This is a genomic window from Siansivirga zeaxanthinifaciens CC-SAMT-1 (assembly GCF_000941055.1).
In the GTDB taxonomy this organism is placed as follows: Bacteria; Bacteroidota; Bacteroidia; order Flavobacteriales; family Flavobacteriaceae; genus Siansivirga; species Siansivirga zeaxanthinifaciens.
The window spans coordinates 2,231,350-2,248,791 of sequence record NZ_CP007202.1; the positions used below are offsets into that span (position 1 = coordinate 2,231,350).

General features: G+C 33.5%; 12 protein-coding genes. 1 reads left to right on the forward strand and 11 read right to left on the reverse strand.

The genetic code is table 11. From position 1 onward, the window contains the following. Window positions 1–5 precede the first annotated feature (5 nt). The gene (locus AW14_RS10130) at window positions 6–1,184 is read right to left on the reverse strand and encodes a hypothetical protein (RefSeq protein WP_044639603.1); all 1,179 of its coding nucleotides are present in this window, start codon (window positions 1,182–1,184) and stop codon (window positions 6–8) included. Window positions 1,185–1,285: 101 nt separating this feature from the next. Further along, on the reverse strand, window positions 1,286–2,569 hold the full coding sequence (gene fahA / locus AW14_RS10135; RefSeq protein WP_044638697.1) for a fumarylacetoacetase: 1,284 nt from the start codon (window positions 2,567–2,569) through the stop codon (window positions 1,286–1,288). A gap of 202 nt (window positions 2,570–2,771) precedes the next feature. Between fahA and glyA the strand changes: the two genes are divergently transcribed. Next, a complete protein-coding gene (gene glyA / locus AW14_RS10140) occupies window positions 2,772–4,046 on the forward strand; it encodes a serine hydroxymethyltransferase (RefSeq protein WP_044638698.1) in 1,275 nt (424 codons plus the stop codon). Between the two features lie 172 nt (window positions 4,047–4,218). Here glyA and AW14_RS10145 read toward each other — a convergent pair whose 3' ends face one another. The 9 genes from AW14_RS10145 to AW14_RS10185 all read right to left on the reverse strand — a co-directional run bounded on the left by AW14_RS10145 (window position 4,219) and on the right by AW14_RS10185 (window position 16,883). Further along, entirely contained in the window at window positions 4,219–5,784 is a 1,566-nt protein-coding gene (locus AW14_RS10145) for a hypothetical protein (RefSeq protein ID WP_044638699.1), read from the reverse strand. A gap of 143 nt (window positions 5,785–5,927) precedes the next feature. Further along, entirely contained in the window at window positions 5,928–6,950 is a 1,023-nt protein-coding gene (locus tag AW14_RS10150) for a UDP-glucose--hexose-1-phosphate uridylyltransferase (RefSeq protein ID WP_044638700.1), read from the reverse strand. 11 nt (window positions 6,951–6,961) lie between these two features. Then, on the reverse strand, window positions 6,962–8,113 hold the full coding sequence (galK, locus tag AW14_RS10155) for a galactokinase (protein WP_044638701.1): 1,152 nt from the start codon (window positions 8,111–8,113) through the stop codon (window positions 6,962–6,964). Between the two features lie 3 nt (window positions 8,114–8,116). Next, window positions 8,117–9,013: an aldose 1-epimerase gene (locus AW14_RS10160; RefSeq protein ID WP_052647481.1), complete on the reverse strand. Its 897-nt coding sequence runs from the start codon at window positions 9,011–9,013 to the stop codon at window positions 8,117–8,119. Between the two features lie 138 nt (window positions 9,014–9,151). After that, the gene (locus AW14_RS10165) at window positions 9,152–10,564 is read right to left on the reverse strand and encodes a purine-cytosine permease family protein (RefSeq protein ID WP_044638702.1); all 1,413 of its coding nucleotides are present in this window, start codon (window positions 10,562–10,564) and stop codon (window positions 9,152–9,154) included. 31 nt (window positions 10,565–10,595) lie between these two features. Next, window positions 10,596–11,885, reverse strand: a complete 1,290-nt coding sequence (locus tag AW14_RS10170) for a class II aldolase/adducin family protein (RefSeq protein ID WP_044638703.1) — start codon at window positions 11,883–11,885, stop codon at window positions 10,596–10,598. Window positions 11,886–11,965: 80 nt separating this feature from the next. Next, window positions 11,966–13,336: an FGGY-family carbohydrate kinase gene (locus AW14_RS10175; RefSeq protein WP_044638704.1), complete on the reverse strand. Its 1,371-nt coding sequence runs from the start codon at window positions 13,334–13,336 to the stop codon at window positions 11,966–11,968. Between the two features lie 10 nt (window positions 13,337–13,346). Next, complete coding sequence (locus AW14_RS10180; RefSeq protein WP_044638705.1) at window positions 13,347–14,627, reverse strand: sugar isomerase; 1,281 nt, start codon at window positions 14,625–14,627, stop codon at window positions 13,347–13,349. 150 nt (window positions 14,628–14,777) lie between these two features. Then, window positions 14,778–16,883 (reverse strand): bifunctional rhamnulose-1-phosphate aldolase/short-chain dehydrogenase, encoded by a 2,106-nt coding sequence (locus AW14_RS10185; protein ID WP_044638706.1) that lies wholly within the window; start codon window positions 16,881–16,883, stop codon window positions 14,778–14,780. Between the last annotated feature and the right edge of the window lie 559 nt (window positions 16,884–17,442).

Genomic DNA, 17,442 nt, shown 5'->3' on the forward strand with positions numbered 1-17,442 from the left:
TTGTTTTAACTTGGGTTGTAAGATTTAATAATTTGCTTAAGCTGCTGTTTTAAGTCTTCTCCGGTGTCATAAATAATTTGCTCATCGGTAGGGAATGGTATACGGCGTCTTTCTAAAAACGGTAAAAGATTAGTATCTAAAGCTCTTTTATCACCTCTGGTATTAGCATATACATGATCGAAAACAAAAGTACTTTCAATAGGGAAAGCATCAATTAATTGTTGTGTATTAATGTTTATATATTCAACATTACCCTTTACTTGTGCCGATTTGTTTTGCTTAAATTCATAATATTCGCATCGAATCGTTTTTAAGTTATCAACTTTTATAAAGTTCCCTAAACTATCTTTTACGGGGTTGCCTTTAGTGTCTAATAGATTTTTTTTGCCATCAATAATTTGTTTTTCCTTTATTATTTGACGCTCTTTAATTTGCTCGGGCGATACATTTATTTCTCTTAATACAACACGCATGTTATAGTCGTATGTAATGTCATTGCTAGGCGTATTATGGTAAACAGTCCATAAGTTATTAATGCCGTAAGTACTAAAGTTAAGTAGGTCGCTTTCTAATGCTTGCGGAATTATTTTTCGAGTATCATTAAACATATCTACCAAAACATAGTCTGTTCCTTTAGCATGTGACCAATTAATTAAAGAACGTACATCTTTGTAGTTGGGGTTTATGGCTTCTATTTCTTTTAAATTATTATAAGCTTTTCTATAATCTAACTTGTTTTTAGAATTTAGTAGCGCTGTTGTGTTATTATAAAGATGTTCTGATGCCTTTTCTTTGTATTTAATAATCGAACTAGAGTAATCCTTCAATTTAAAACGTATTTCTTTGCCATTTACACTTAATGGTAAAAAGGGTTTAATAATTTCCTGTCTATTATTTAAGTTTAGAAACAAATCATAAATTCTAATATAGTTTTCCGGATTGTTATCCTTTTTCAAAAAGTCTATATTTTGCAAATCACGATCGTTAGCTTTCAGGTAAGCTTCATAAAGCAAATTAATATAATCGGTTTTGTTCTTTTTGTCTTTATTGGTTCTTAATTTTCCAATGGCATCATAAATGGCTTTATCATAATTTCCAGCAGTTAAAGCCTTCTCAATTTGCTTGCTGGCGCTGCAAGAAATTAAAAATAATATGGAACATGTAATGAGTAATGTTTTTTTCATAAAATAAGGTTTTTTTAATTCCTTTTCAATATTAATACCAAAATGGATTGACACTTAAAAAAAAGTATCAATCCATTTTTAATTTATTTAAAGTTAGTATGTTATTTTTTTACATAAACAGGAAGTAGTTTGGTGATAATTTCACCAAAACCAATACGCGTCCCGTCTTTTTCGCAGTAACCGCGCATGATAACTGTATCGTTATCGTTAATAAATTTTCTTTCGGTGCCATCTTTCATTTTAATAGGTTTTTCGCCTTTCCATGTAAGTTCTAACATCGACCCGAAAGACTCTGGAGTGGGCCCAGAAACAGTCCCACTTCCCATTAAATCACCAGAATTAACAGGGCAACCATTAACAGTATGATGTGCTAGTTGCTGCGACATATTCCAGTACATATGTTTAAAATTAGATTTGCAAACAACGGTTTCTTTCGCACCTTGTGGTTGTATTGCCACCTCTAAATTAATATCGTAACTCTTTTTACCTTTATATTGTAAATACGGTAATTGTGGTTTTATTGGTTTCGGACTCTCAACACGGTAGGGTTCCAGAGCATCTAAGGTAACGATCCAAGGCGACATGGAAGACGCAAAATTTTTAGCCAAAAAAGGACCTAAAGGTATGTATTCCCATTTTTGAATATCGCGTGCGCTCCAGTCATTAAACAACACCAAGCCAAAAATATACTCTTCAGCTTCGTTAACTGGTATAGGTTCTCCCAAATCGTTGGCAACGGTAGTAATAAAGGCCATTTCTAATTCGAAATCTACCGATTTGCTGGGACCAAAAACAGGTTCGGTTGCACCAAAAGGCAGGGTTTGTCCTTGTGGTCTGTGAATATTAATTCCAGAAGGCACAATAGACGAGCTTCTACCGTGATAAGCAACTGGTATGTGAAGCCAGTTTGCTAATAAGTCGTTATTTGTGTTGCCTAAAATATTTGCCACATTGGTAGCGTGTTCTTTACTTGAGTAAAAATCGGTATAATCGCCAATTTGAACCGGTAATTGCATTTCAATTTCATCCAATCGAAACAATACAATCTCCTTGTGGCTCTTGTTGTTTTTTAAGGTGTCGTTATCAGCATCAAAAATATGAGCTATTCTATTTCTAACGGCACGCCATGTTTTACGGCCGTCTGCAATAAAATCGTTTAAGGTGTCTTGCAGAAAAATATCATCGGTTAAGGGAATACCATCAAAATACCCCAATTGGTGTAATGCGCCTAAATCTATGGCGGTATCTCCAATACGAGTTCCAATGGTTATAATATCATCACGTGTTAAAAAAACGCCAAATGGAATATTCTGTATTGGAAAATCAGAATTTTTATCGACGTGTAACCACGATTTTCTATCTGGATTGTTAGCTGATAATGGCATAACTGTTTTGTTTTTTTGTTAAAGTAATATGTTCAAACCTACACAATTTTTTCATTTTATTCAGAATAAAATCAGAAAAAATAGTATTCTACTAAACGTTAATAAAATAGTTGAAAAGTTAGTAGTAAATATATGTTTTTTGATGAATTTAAATAATCTATTTGTTATTTTTGCAAAATATTTAACTCGAATTTAATTTTATATGCAACGCGACGAACAAATTTTTGAACTTATTCAAGCCGAAAAAGAGCGCCAATTACATGGTATAGAACTTATTGCTTCAGAGAATTTTGTAAGCGAACAAGTTATGGAAGCTGCCGGATCGGTATTAACAAACAAATATGCCGAAGGCTATCCAGGAAAACGTTACTATGGTGGTTGTGAAGTGGTAGACGAAGTAGAGCAAATTGCTATTGATAGAGCAAAGGCTTTGTTTGGAGCAGAATATGTAAATGTACAACCTCACTCAGGTAGTCAGGCCAATACAGCTGTGTATCATGCTTGTTTAAATCCTGGCGATAAAATTTTAGGATTCGATTTATCTCACGGTGGCCATTTAACCCATGGTTCGCCAGTAAACTTCTCTGGTAAACTTTACAACCCGGTATTTTATGGTGTAGAGCAAGAAACAGGTGTTTTAAACTACGATAAAATTCAAGAAATAGCAACCAAAGAGCAACCAAAACTTATTATTGCAGGTGCTTCGGCTTATTCTCGTGATATCGATTTTAAGCGTTTTAGAGTTATTGCAGACAGCGTTGGCGCTATTTTAATGGCAGATATTTCCCATCCAGCAGGTTTAATTGCGAAAGGCATTTTAAACGACCCGCTTCCTCATTGTCACATTGTAACTACAACAACACACAAAACCTTAAGAGGTCCACGTGGTGGTATGATTATGATGGGTAAAGATTTCGATAACCCATTTGGAATTACCCTAAAAGACGGAAGCTTACGTAAAATGTCGTCTCTTTTAGATTCTGCCGTTTTCCCAGGAAATCAAGGTGGCCCATTAGAGCACATTATTGCAGCAAAAGCTATTGCTTTTGGCGAAGCTTTAACCGATTCGTTTTTACATTACCAATTACAAGTAAAGAAAAACGCAGCAACATTAGCCGATGCTTTAGTATCTAAAGGTTACGATATTATTTCAGGCGGAACCGATAACCACTGTATGCTTATCGATTTACGTAATAAAGATGTTTCAGGTAAAGATGCCGAGCAAGCCTTAGTAAAAGCAGACATTACCGTAAATAAAAACATGGTACCTTTCGATACCCGTTCGCCATTTGTAACCTCAGGAATCCGTATTGGTGCAGCTGCCATTACCACACGAGGTTTAAAAGAAGCCGAGATGGTAACCATCGTAGAACTAATCGACGAAGTAATTACAAATTACCAAGACGATGCCGTTTTAGAAGCTGTAAAAGAAAAAGTAAATGCACTTATGGCAAACAGACCATTATTCGTAGCATAACAAATACATTATATTATTTAAAAATCCCGCTCTATGAGTGGGATTTTTTGTTTTTGGGCGTTACCACAAGGGTCGGGTTTTACGCTGCAAGTCCGCGCTCGTACCTCGCTGTGGGCTTTCCGCTTCAACCCCTAACGCAAGTTATCAGTTAGGTTATATGCTAAAAAATAAGTTAGTTTTCCTCAGGAAAAGTAATGTGTTGGTAAGCTCCTAAATCGGGAGATGTTGTTCTGTTAACATTTAAAATATCCACCGGAACCTCATTTGCAAATACAACGAATCCTTTATTTATTGCCGCCGAATCATCGCCAATAATAAGCATATTTTCGTTCGCATTCTTAAAATTAGGGTCTAAATTAAATATATTCCCTTCGTAGTGATTTGTATCTGTTAAGTCGTAATTAGGCCCCGTAAAATTGTTAAATTCATCGTTAAAACGAATTAAGCAATTCGTGAATTTAAAATTAAAATTAACCGCATCATCTTGAATTTCATCTAAAAGAATTTCAGGATTGTCGTTTCCGTAAATAATACAGTTATTAAAATTAGCTTCCGATAAATCGGTAAGCGTGGCATTATTTTCTTCATCAACAATAAAATTATTTAATAGTAGCGCTGGAAATTGTCTCGAGCTATTATTCCAATAGTTTGCAATCGTGGCATGTGTAAAATTGTATCGCCCACCAAAAGTGCCCGCAAACGACGACTGTCCGCTATTGTTAATAACGACATTTTCTCCAGTTATAGATGTGCTTCTTCCTAAAATACCGAAACTACTAGAATTATAAATTTGCGAGTTTGTAATTTTTAATTTTTCACCAGCAACATCAGGATCGCCATCACATAAAATACCAATCGTAGCATTTTTTATAGTCGCGTAATTTATGGTATTGTTTAAACTGCCTTCAAAAAGCCAAATGGTTCCCCATTGTCCTGGAACTTCAGAAAATTCGGGCTCCAAACGATCGCCTTCAAAAATCACTTCATTTTCTAAGGCTTCAGTATCGGTGCTTAATGCCCCATTAACTTTTAAAGACGATCCTTCTGTAATAATTAAACCAGAATTTCTATGAAAATACAATCTTGCACCAGCATCAATTGTTAAGGTTTCTCCATTGGGTACCGCTGCAAATCCATAAATTACATAGGGTTTTTCATTTGTAAAAGTGAGTTCTTCGGGTAGTAATTCTCTACCTTGAATATCGGTGTCTATTTGATCACCATTAATGTCGAGCTTCAACGTTTCAATAACTTTGGTAGTATTATCGCGGTTGGGATAAATAAAAATAGCGTCTTGTACTAAAGTCACTAATTCTACTTTTTGCAAATTACTGCCGGCATCAAACTCAATTTGGTCGGTATATAAAAACTTACCATTGTTGGCTGCAGTTTGAGTGATATCTATGGTTGTTTCAATAAAAATATAAATACTGTCTTTCGCTTGAATTTCAATATTATTAAACACTTTTCCAGAAAGCCCATCAACATTTAATCTGTAATTAGAACCTTCTCCAAGTGCTAATTTTAACGACGGAATAACAATATCATCATCACTTCGGTTATATACTTTTAAGTTGTATGTACTCGAGCCAATATTATTAAAAACAGTATCAAGATAAACGGTATCTTTTGAAAACTCTAAATTTCCTGTGCTTGGTGAAAATTCGAAATCTTTACGACAAGAACTCCAAAGACTTAAAAAGATAACAGTACAGGCTAGGTATATAAATTGTTTCATTAAATAATGATAATATTAAAATTATAATATCTCAAAAATATAACTTTTGATTTTAACAAATAGTATAGTATGCATATAATTAAATAAAAAACCATCACTAAAGCGATGGTTTTATTTGTATAATAATTTTTAGCGGTAATTTATTAGCCTACTAAATCGCGAACCATTTTAGCCGCAATCTCTGGCGTTATATCACGTTGTGGCGAACCAAACATTTCGTAACCCACCATAAATTTTTTAACTGTTGCACTACGTAACAAAGGCGGATAAAAACTCATGTGCCAATGCCAGTGTGAATTTGCTTCGCCATTGGTTGGGGCTTGATGAATTCCGCTGGAGTAGGGGAACGACGTGTTAAACAGTTTGTCGTACGCTTTCGTTATAACCGCTATAGCTTCGGCAAATAATAAGCTTTCAGTATTTTCTATATCAAGAATACTGGTTTGATGTTTTTTAGGAACAATCATAGTCTCGAAAGGCCAAATAGCCCAAAACGGTACCAAAACCACAAAGGCTTCATTCTCGAAAATAATACGTTCTTTTTGTATTAACTCTTGTGAAATATAATTTTTTAAAAGACTCGCTTTGTTGGTTTCAAAATAGTTGCGTTGTTGCAGGTCTTTTTTGTAAACTTCGTTGGGTAGTGTCGACTGGCTCCATATTTGTCCGTGTGGATGCGGATTACTACAACCCATTACAGCACCTTTGTTTTCAAAAATCTGAACATAATTTATAAGTGGGTTTTCACCAAGTTCTTTATATTCTTTTTGCCAGGTTAAAACAACTTTTTCAATGTCTTTTGGGGCCATATCTGCCAAACTTTTAGAATGGTCTGGACTAAAACATATTACTTTACAAATGCCTTGTTCACTTTGCGCAATTAATAAACCATCGTTTACATTAAAAGATTTTGAAGAAGTTTGAAGTGCAGCAAAATCGTTTGTAAAAACAAACACATCTTTATAATCTGGGTTTATTTCTCCGTTAATACGTGTATTTCCTGCGCATAAATAACAACTTTTGTCGTGCGATGGTCGAACTTCGTTATTAACGGCTTCGTTTTGTCCTTGCCATGGGCGTTTTGCTCGATGTGGCGATACCAGCACCCATTCGCCCGTTAGTACATTGAATCTTTTATGTGAGTAATCTTGTAAATCTGTATTCATTTTAAATCTCATTAGGCATTAATAACTCCTGTTCCGTCCGATAGTTCTACAGAGTAAATCGAACACTCTTTATTAAATTTGGTTTTATATGCTTTCGCTATATGTTCCTTAAATGCTTCAACGGCATGGCTAGCAATTAAATTTATAGTACAACCTCCAAAACCGCCACCCATCATTCTAGCTCCTAAAATGCTAGCGTTTAATTTAGCTTGTTCAACTAAAAAATCCAATTCGTCGCAACTTACTTGATATTGGTTTTGTAATCCTTCATGCGACCCGTAAATAAGTTGTCCTAATGTTACTAAATTTCCTTCGGTCATTGCTTTTGAAGCCAATTCTGCACGCTGGTTTTCTTGAATAACAAATAATGCTTTTTGAAAATCTTCTTCAGTTAATTTATCTTTTATCGATTCTAAATCTTTTTCGGTGGCATCTCTAAGAGCTTTTATGCCTAATAGTTTTGATGTGTTTTCGCAAACCGAGCGTCTATCGTTATACGCGCTGTCCGATAAGCTATGCTTCACATTGGTATTTATTAGCATAAGTTCATAACCATCAAAATTTATTTCGAAAGGCTTCGCTACTGTGCTTCTGCAATCTAGCAAAAGCGCATGGTCTTTAATTCCAAACATGCTGGCATATTGATCCATAATACCACAATTTACACCAACGTAATTGTGTTCTGCTTTTTGTGAAATAAAAATCATTTCAGATTTTGAAAGTCCTAACAGGAACAATTCATTAAGTCCAAAAACCACACTGTTTTCTAAAGCAGCAGATGAAGACATCCCAGAGCCTGACGGTATATCGCCACTAAAAGCCATATTGAAATTAGGGACTTTTTTTCCTGTTTTTTGAATTTCGGAAATAACACCAAGAATATAATTTCCCCAGCTTTCTTTTGGTAACGGACTTACAGATGATGTTGAAAATTCTATCGAATCGTTTAAATCTAAAGCAATAACTTTTGAGGTTTCAGAATTACTTTTTTCAAAACCTGCAACAATACCTTTGTTTACCGCGGCAGGAAAAACAAACCCATCATTATAATCGGTATGTTCGCCTATAATATTTATTCTTCCAGGAGAAAATATAAGAAGCGGATTGGAATTAAAATGTTCGGTAAAATTTGATTTTACATTTGCAATGAGTTCTTTGTTCATACCTTATAATAGTTTGATGTTCCAGTTTAAATGGTAAGTTTCTGATGGGGTTAAAATTTGCAAGCCCATTTTATTATTAAAACTATCAGAAACACCTGTTGTAGGCTCTATGGCGATGGTATTTGCTCTTGGTGGCGTATATATTTGTAAAAAACTTTCTTTAGAAGTTGAATGGATTAAAACTTTATAGTCTGGCGTATTAAATTGAACTTCATTTGAATTCAAAATAAAACAATCATCAAGTTTTTTGTCTTCAATATTAAAAACTGAAGTATTTTCAATAGTTTTTGTACCAGTAGTTATACAACGTTCATCTAAAATTAATTGTTGGTTACTATCAAAATTTAATGAGCTTTCATACAGATTTTTACTAACAAAGTAAGGATGCCAGCCTAAAGTAAAAGGAAACGCTTTTGTATCGGTATTTGTAATTGAAACGTTTAAATCTAAAGTAGTATCTTTTAAAATATACTCTAGTTGTATGGTATAGGTATATGGAAACCCTTTTGATTCTAAAGTTTCATTATAAACTAAAGTGAGCGATGCTTGATGTTCTGTAGCCTCTTGTTTCACGATTTCAAATGTTTTGTCGAAAACAAGGCCGTGTAACGCGTTGTTATTGCCAGGTTCGTTAACAGGAAATGAAAACGTTTCGTTATTAAAAGTATATTCTCCATCTTTTATTCTATTGGCAAATGGAAATAAAATAGAAGAGGCGTAGGTGTTCTTATAATCGAGTGGTGTTAAATCTTCAATTAAAATTTTGTTGCCAAGCTTTAGTTCCTGCAAGCTAGCACCTAGGTTTAATAATATTTTTGCATAGCTTGTTTTATTAGCATTTTCAAGCTCAATAGCTTCTATGTTATTGTTGCTATTATGTTGTGGTTTAATTGTATACAATTTAGTTGGTTTTAAAAATTTAATACAAATATAGGGAGAAGTGTTATATTAATAAGCGTATTTTTAACGTTTATTTTTTTTGGCATAAAAAAAGCTCAACATACAGCCGAGCTTTTTTAAATTATGATTGATATTTTATTAATTTTTTTTCTGATACATTTTACTAAAAACAAGAAATAACACACCACATAATAACCATGCAGGTAAGGTTACAAATGATAAAAATATATCAAATTGAATTGAAATAAAGTAAAATAAACCGAAGCTTATAGCCCAAGCTAATAAAACCGATTTATTGAATTTAATGTTTGCATATTCTGCGTAGTTTTTAATGATTCCGAATTTTTTATCGAAAAAGTGTTCAAATACGATAACAGCACCAAAGGGCGCAAGAATAAATCCGTATAAAGCAACAAAACCTAATAATTGCATCGCAAAAGCGGGGAAAATTCCAGCGATGGTAGCTACTGTTCCAGCAATTATTGTCACCCAAAATGTAGAAACTTTAGGAATAATAGCCTGAAATGCTAAACCAGCTCTGTAAATAGTTGGGTTAGCTGTGGTCCAACCTGCCAATACTACGGCAACAATACCAAAGAAACCAATAGCGTTATAAGCTAATGGACCAGGGGCTACAGGAGGTGCTTCGCCATTAGAAATGAAAGTCATAGCTTCTGGTGATTTTAAATATACAGCATATAATAAAGCCGCCGCAATCCACGCCATATAATGCCCTACATACATACCAGCTGCTGTGGTCCATCCAGAGCTTGCTTTTTTTGCAAAACGAAATACCGATAAATCAGACATTCCAATATGCATGGCACCGTTGGCAAACCAAGACCATATTACAACATGCCAAAAAGTATATTTAATTTGTCCTGGAAAAGGCTCTCCACCTTCTCCCCAAATATCCCAGAACTGTGAGAAACTTGAAACGCCTAACTGACTTAAAGCAACTATTCCACAAGCGATAAAAGCAACCACTATAATTGGAGACATCCAGTTAGCTGCTTTGGAAACGGTATCGTAGCCCCTAGCAGCTATAATTGAGATAACAGCACCAATAAGTATAACTATAACAATCCATGTAAAGCCATTGGGCAACGTATCTGATAGTTTAGGCATAGGCATATCAAAAGGAATACCAACAGCGGTAGCCGAAACAGTAATCATAGAACCAGCTAAAAAGCAAAATAAAATACCATTTGCTAAGTTATATCCCGTAACTAAGTTTTTACCACAAATTTTTTCCAATTGATAGTATAATGTAAGCCTATTTTTAACAGCTATTTCAGCAGTTAAAAAACGCCAAGATAAAACCGCTAATAAATTACCTATTAAAAGCCCTATAATTAAATCGAAGGCACTTACACCAGCAGTTAAAAACAAAGGACCAATCATAAATTCAGTACCTGCTGCGTGCTCGCCAGCATACATACCTAAAAAGCTTTTCCAACTTTTTAATTTAGATTGTGGTACAGGAGTTCTTTCAAATTCTCCCCCAGCAATTTGTTCAATTGCATCTTCTTCTTGGTGATATTGTGTCATAGTTTTATTTTATTTAGTTGGTTCGTTTTATTTAAGCTAAAAATTTCTGTCGTAATTCTTCTACTTGGTTATCATTAATTGGTACCATATCACCCAGTGACGCACCTAATACTATTGATTTTGCACTAAATTCTGCAACTTCAAGGTAATCAAATGTTTGTAACAATTTATCACCAGTAATTAAAACAGAATCATTTTCAATGATTAAAGCAGTCGTACAATTTTCTGTTATTTTTGAATTTGTATTGGTTTTAAAATGGTCACCATATTTAACAGAAGGAATATCCTGTAGAAATATCCAACTTTCAGGAATGGTACGAACATTTAAATAAGACTTTGTAACTCCAAATGCCATTAAATAAGGTGATTGCGTCATAATGATTGAATTTACATTTGGATTTCTTTTGTAAATTTCTTGATGTATCCAAGTGGCTCTACTAGGTTTTTTACCTACTTCTCTTTTCCCATCTTTAATTTGAACAATATCCTCTAAATTCATATCCCATCGGCACACATCGGTAGGAGTTATTAAAAAGTCATTTCCTTTCCAACGCATGGAAACTGTTCCATATGAACTAATCATAAGTCCTTGTTGGCAAGAACGCTGTACAATTTTACAAATTGACAATCGTTTTTCTACTTCGTCAGATGGATGCGAGGTTGTTTCCATTTCTGGTAACATTTCGTTGTTTTGTGCTTCAAATGCATCTATTTGGCTATCGGTCAAATAGTTTGGAGTTCCAATTTGAGAACCATATAAAATAGTTCGAGCACAAAATTCTAGGGTTTCAAAACGTTCAAAAGCATCAGTTAAATCGGTACCGCCTAAAACGGTTCCATGGTTTTCCATAATAACTGCTTTAAAGCCTTTTTTAAATTCTTCAGCAATAATTTCACCTAATTTATTACTCCCAGGTAATTCGTATGTTGCATAACCAATAGGTCCGCAAATATGTTTAGCTTGAGAAATAATGTTTGTATTTGGTATTTGCCTAACTATGCTAAAAGAAACTAGCGCTGGGGGATGGGCATGTATTACCGATTTGATATCTGGCCTAACTTCATATATGGCTTTGTGAAATGGAAATTCTGAGGATGGTTTGTGTTTTCCAATAACAGTACCATCTTTTTTTACACAAATAATATCGGAAGCTCTTAGCGAACCTTTATCTATAGCCGATGGTGTTACCCAAATATCACCGTTATCATCGATTACAGAAATATTTCCACCAGATGTAGTGGTCATACCTCGTTGATAAATTCTACTAATTATTCGTGTAATTTGGTCTCTTGGGTGCTCTAATTTTATGTTTTTTGACATCTTTTCAGTTTTTTAAATAAAACATTTTGAAAAAATCAGTTGATATGATTTAACTATTAAACTAATAGATTAATAGTTTTTTAAGTAATTATAAAAGGAACATGCTTTTTAAGGGCATAATTCTTTTTTAGGAATTTAGAATTTAATTTTGAATCTGAAATAGAGACCGCTGCACCCAAAGCAGAACCCAAAGACGAGTCGGTTGTTCTTAATTTCATGTTTCTAAAGTTATGAGATAATAGTTTGATAAAGAGATCATTATCACTAAAACCACCATCTACATAAAGTCTTTTAATATCATCGTTTCCAACAACGGTCTTAATGCTTTTTATTTGAAGCATTACTAATTCGGTCATGAGTTGATGATATGCATCTTCAAATTTATCGTAAGGAATTTTTGTTTTTTCTGGCATATCTGGATCTACAATGCTTTCCCATTTAAACATATGTTCAAAATCATGAATAATTTCAAAATACGTGTCATAATCAAATTTAACATGACGATGGTAATCTTCTGAAACACCAAAATGTTTATCGAGTTTACTTACTTGTATTTTGTATTCATTACCTAAGAATAAACGGGTAGCTTTTACAGGCTTGCCATTAATTCGCATGTAGTTTATAGAATCTTTATCCTGAGTATCTTCAATAATTGGATGATCTGTAAACGGATTTAAAGCAATACTCCAGGTGCCTGTAGAAATTAAAACAAACTTCTTTTTTACACTTCGTATGTAGGGCAATAGAGCCGATGAACTATCGTGAATTCCAACACCAATTTTAATGCGTTTACCATTGTAATTCATATTAATACTGGTTTCGGTAGAAACAATGGTTGGTAATATTTTATGAAGTTCTTCTTTGTATACCCACTCGTGGTAATCTTTTTTTATATAATCCCAAAGCGCTGTATGGCAACCTATACTTGTGTATTCGCTTAATGCAATTCCTGTGAAAATATAACTTAAATATTGCGGTAAGTGTAAAGAGTACTTTATTTTTTTAAATATTTCAGGCTTTGTGTATTTTATCCAGTAGAGTTGTAAACCCGAGTTTAATAAACTTAAATCAAAGCAACCTGTAGTTTTTAGAAATGATTCTTTCGGACCATATTTTTCAATAAAGCCATCAATGATTTCTTTATCGATTGGTTTTGTGTAATTATATAAAGGCGTAAGTACTTCGCCATTTTCATCTAAATGTACAAAACTGGCACCATAAGTGGAAAAATTAATAGCTTTTACATTATATTCTGAGGCTTTAAGAATATTTTTAAAAACATTCTTTAACCAATCTTGGAGCGCTTTTAAATTTTCTGTAGGATGACCATCTTCGTCTTCAATTTCATCGAATTTGGTATATTCTTTATAAACTTCTTTAAAATCGCTATCGAAAAGAAAGAACTTTTTATTGGTTTTTCCTATATCAAAAACAGCAGTTACATCTATCATAATTAAACGATTATAAACCTGTTGCTACAGTATTTTTTCCTCTCTCTTTTATTAATTCATTTCTAACGTCTAAACTTCTGTAGGCTTTAATTGGATTTAAAGCACCACCAGCATTTAATCTTGCTTTTTCCAGAAGCGGTCTTACATCTGTTCTATAAGCGTTTTGTAGAATTTCTTGACACTTTACAACATCGTTTTCTTGTTGTGCTATTTTTAATTCATTTTGGTCAACTAATAGCGCTTTAGCATAGGCTTCCTGAATAGCCTCTAGAGATTGTATTAAGTCTTCTAAGGGATCTTTTACGTTATGACTTGCGTCAATCATCCAAGCTAAATCTGGGTTTTGCGGATTGTTTTGCATACCATAAACCAATTCATTAAAAATTAAAAATAGGGCATAAGGTTTAATGCTTCCAACGGTTAAATCGTCGTCACCATATTTACTATCATTGAAGTGGAAACCACCTAATTTTCCTTTAAGCATTAAAATAGAAACAATTTGCTCTATGTTGCTATTTGGTAAATGATGACCTAAATCTACCAATGAGTAAGCTTTATCACCACAAGCATTTGCTAACATAAAAGAAGTACCCCAGTCTTGTATAACTGTACTGTAAAAATTAGGTTCGTAGGGTTTATACTCTATAAGCATACTCCAGTCGTTTGGCAATCCTTTATAAATTTCTTTTAAACTGTTTTCTGTATTTTGAAGCGCTGTTTGAAAGTTATTTTGACCTGGAAAACATGAGCCATCTGCTAACCAAACGGTTAAACTTTTGGATCCTAGTTTGTCACCAATATTAATAACATCTAAATTATGCTGTATGGCTTGTTGTCTAACTGCTTCACTTGTATTGCTTAAAGAGCCATATTTATAACTTTCTTTCGCATTTTTTTGATCTTGAAAAGTATTTGAATTTACAGCATCAAATTTAATATTTAGACCACTAGCAATTTCCTTAATAGCTTTATAATCTTCTGGAATATCCCATGGAATATGAAGCGAAACAGCTCCCGCAGTTTGTGTTAGGCTATGAATTAAACCAACATCTTGAATTTTTTGCTCTAAGTTTGAAGGTTCTCCGTAAAAAGAAAATCTTCCAAATCTTGTACCCCCAGCACCCAAAGCCCAACTAGGAATGGCTACTTGAAATTCTTGAAGTTTTTTTACGATGTTGTTTACATCAACACCTTTATTGTTTAAGCTGTTTGATAAAAAATCAAAGTGATCATTGTGAGATTTTAAATCGTTATTATTTACGTTTTGAATGTGATTTTCTTCTATTTTCATGTCTTTATGTCTAGGTTTTGTTGGTGTCAAACTTGACTAAACCATTAAAGTGTGATTTATATTATTTGGTATTGATGTTTTAAAAAAAAACTTCCATATATAATTTAATATGCTATGGAAGTTTTTACAAACTAAAACTAACTTAAAAATTTATCTTACAAATGCATTGGCCATACCACCATCTACATTTATAATATTTCCGGTAGATTTATCTAGGATGCCTACTAATGTAAAAACACCATTTGCGATATCTGCAGGAGTAATAATTTCATTTAATAAATTTCTTTTTGCATAAAACGCAGGTAATTCTTCAACAGTAATCCCATTAGCTTTAGCACGACCTTCTGCCCAAGCACCTTCCCATATTTTACTACCTACTATAACACCATCTGGATTTACGGTATTAACTCTAATTTTATCTTTTGCTAATTCGGCAGCTAATAAACGTACCATATGTTGTTGTGCAGCTTTTGCTGTACCGTAAGCAACATTATTAGGGCCTGCAACTAAACCGTTTTTACTTGCTATAGAAATATAATTTCCGCCAAGGCCTTGTTTACGCATAATAGCTGCAGCTTGTTTAGCTAAGTCAAACTGTCCTTTAACTAAAATGCTTTGTAAAATATTCCAATCTTTATCTGTAGTATCTTCTAAAGCTTTAGAAATTGCTAAGCCTGCACTATGTACAATAATATCAACACCACCAAACTCAATACACGCTGTTTTGTAAGCTTCAGCAATAGAATCGGTATTTGTTACATCACAAATAGCATAAGCCGAAACATCGCGTTTATATGTGGTGTGTGCTTCTTTTAAACTAGCTTCATTAATATCTGTTAAAACTACATTAGCTCCTTCTTCAGCTAATTTATCTGCGATTGCTTTACCAATACCACCACCAGCTCCTGTAACAAAAGCTACTTTACGAGACAAAGGTTTTTCTTTAGGCATTCTAGAAAGTTTAGCTTCTTCTAGTAACCAATATTCAATATCGAAAGCCTCTTGTCTTGGTAAAGACGTGTACTCTGTAATCGCTTCTGCACCACGCATTACATTAATGGCATTTATATAAAATTCACTAGCAACACGAGTTGTTTGTTTGTCTTTAGAGAAACTAAACATACCAACACCTGGGTAAATAATAATAACCGGGTTAGGATCACGCATTGCAGGACTATTATGTTTTTTACAAGTGTTATAATAATCGGCGTATTCTTTTCTGTATTTTGCAAAAGCTGGCTCTAATTTAGCAAGTACAGCCTGTGTGTCTTCAAGATCTTCATTCTTGTCAAGTGTTAAAACTAGAGGTTGAATTTTAGTTCTCAAGAAATGGTCTGGACAAGAAGTTCCAAGTGGAGCTAAACGTTCTAAATCATGACTGTTTATAAATTCTAAAACCACATCGCTGTCTGAGAAATGACCAATCATTCCTTTTTCAGAAGAACATAAGCCTCTTAATAGTGGCATTAATTGGGCTGCTTTTTCTAAACGCTCTTCTTTTGGAAGGCTTTCAATTTTTTGTCCACCAAAAACAGATCCTTTTTCTTTAATTTTATTCTCGATATATTCAGAAGCCATTTCAATAACTTCTAAACTATTCATATAACACTCATAAGATGTATCGCCCCAAGTAAATAAACCATGACTTCCTAAAACAATACCTCTAATACCAGGATTATCTGCCAAACATTTTTCTAATTGTAATCCTAAATCGAAACCAGGACGTTGCCAAGGCACCCAGCCCATAGTATCGCCCCAAATTTCTTTAGTAACTTTCTCACTATCTTTTGCTGCAGCAACAGCAATTAAAGCATCTGGATGTAAGTGGTCAATATGTGCAAATGGCAGTAAACCATGTAAAGGCGTATCGATAGAAGGCGCTTTACTGTCAAGGTCATATATACAATGATTAAAAAGACCAACCATACGGTCTTCATCTTCTAAACCACCATAAACATTTTTTAATTCACGTAATCTACCAGTGTAAAGACCAGCAATACCAGAGCGTGTTAATGTTCCTATGTCTCCACCAGAACCTTTAACCCACATTACTTCTACTTCTTCATTAGTTAAGGGGTCTTTTTCAATGGTTTTACAGCTGGTATTTCCACCACCATAGTTTGTAATTCTTAAATCTGCACCTAATATATTAGAACGGTATAAAAATAACGCAACCTGATCATCTTTTAAGGCTGCTGCTTTATCATTATCCCATAGATAATCTACATATTTGAAATTTTTTGTGAGTGTACTCATGATAAGTTTTAATAAATTAATAGACTAAGCGAAAATATGTCAAGATTGAAAAGTTTCTATCCTGTACTGTACTGTTATTTTGAAATAATTGAAATTATTAAGGAAAAACTTGTAATATACTTTAATTTTACTAAAGTTAAATTTTTAAATTAAATTATTTATTACAGTACAGTACAGGGTAGTATTTGTAATCATTATAACTAAATTTGTTACTTTTAATTAAAGCTAGTATTTAAATTAAATATATCTATTGGGTTTTGATGCAAAAATCACAAGGGTTATATTAGGTGGTGGTGTTCATACAGCAAGTATGGTAGGCTATCTTTTACAGATTAGCTCCACCAAATTATACTAGAATACAAAAAATGAAATGGTTAAAAGAACATTTAAGCCTCGAATAATAAAAAAATACATTTACCAATGAGTTCAAATCACAAACACCAAATGTTACACGATTTAGAACCAAATACACCCCATTCAAGTTATAGAGCTATTGCTTGTTTACGCGGTTTTACAGAATTACGTGGTTTACGTTAGAAGTTTCAATAAGAATTTAAAA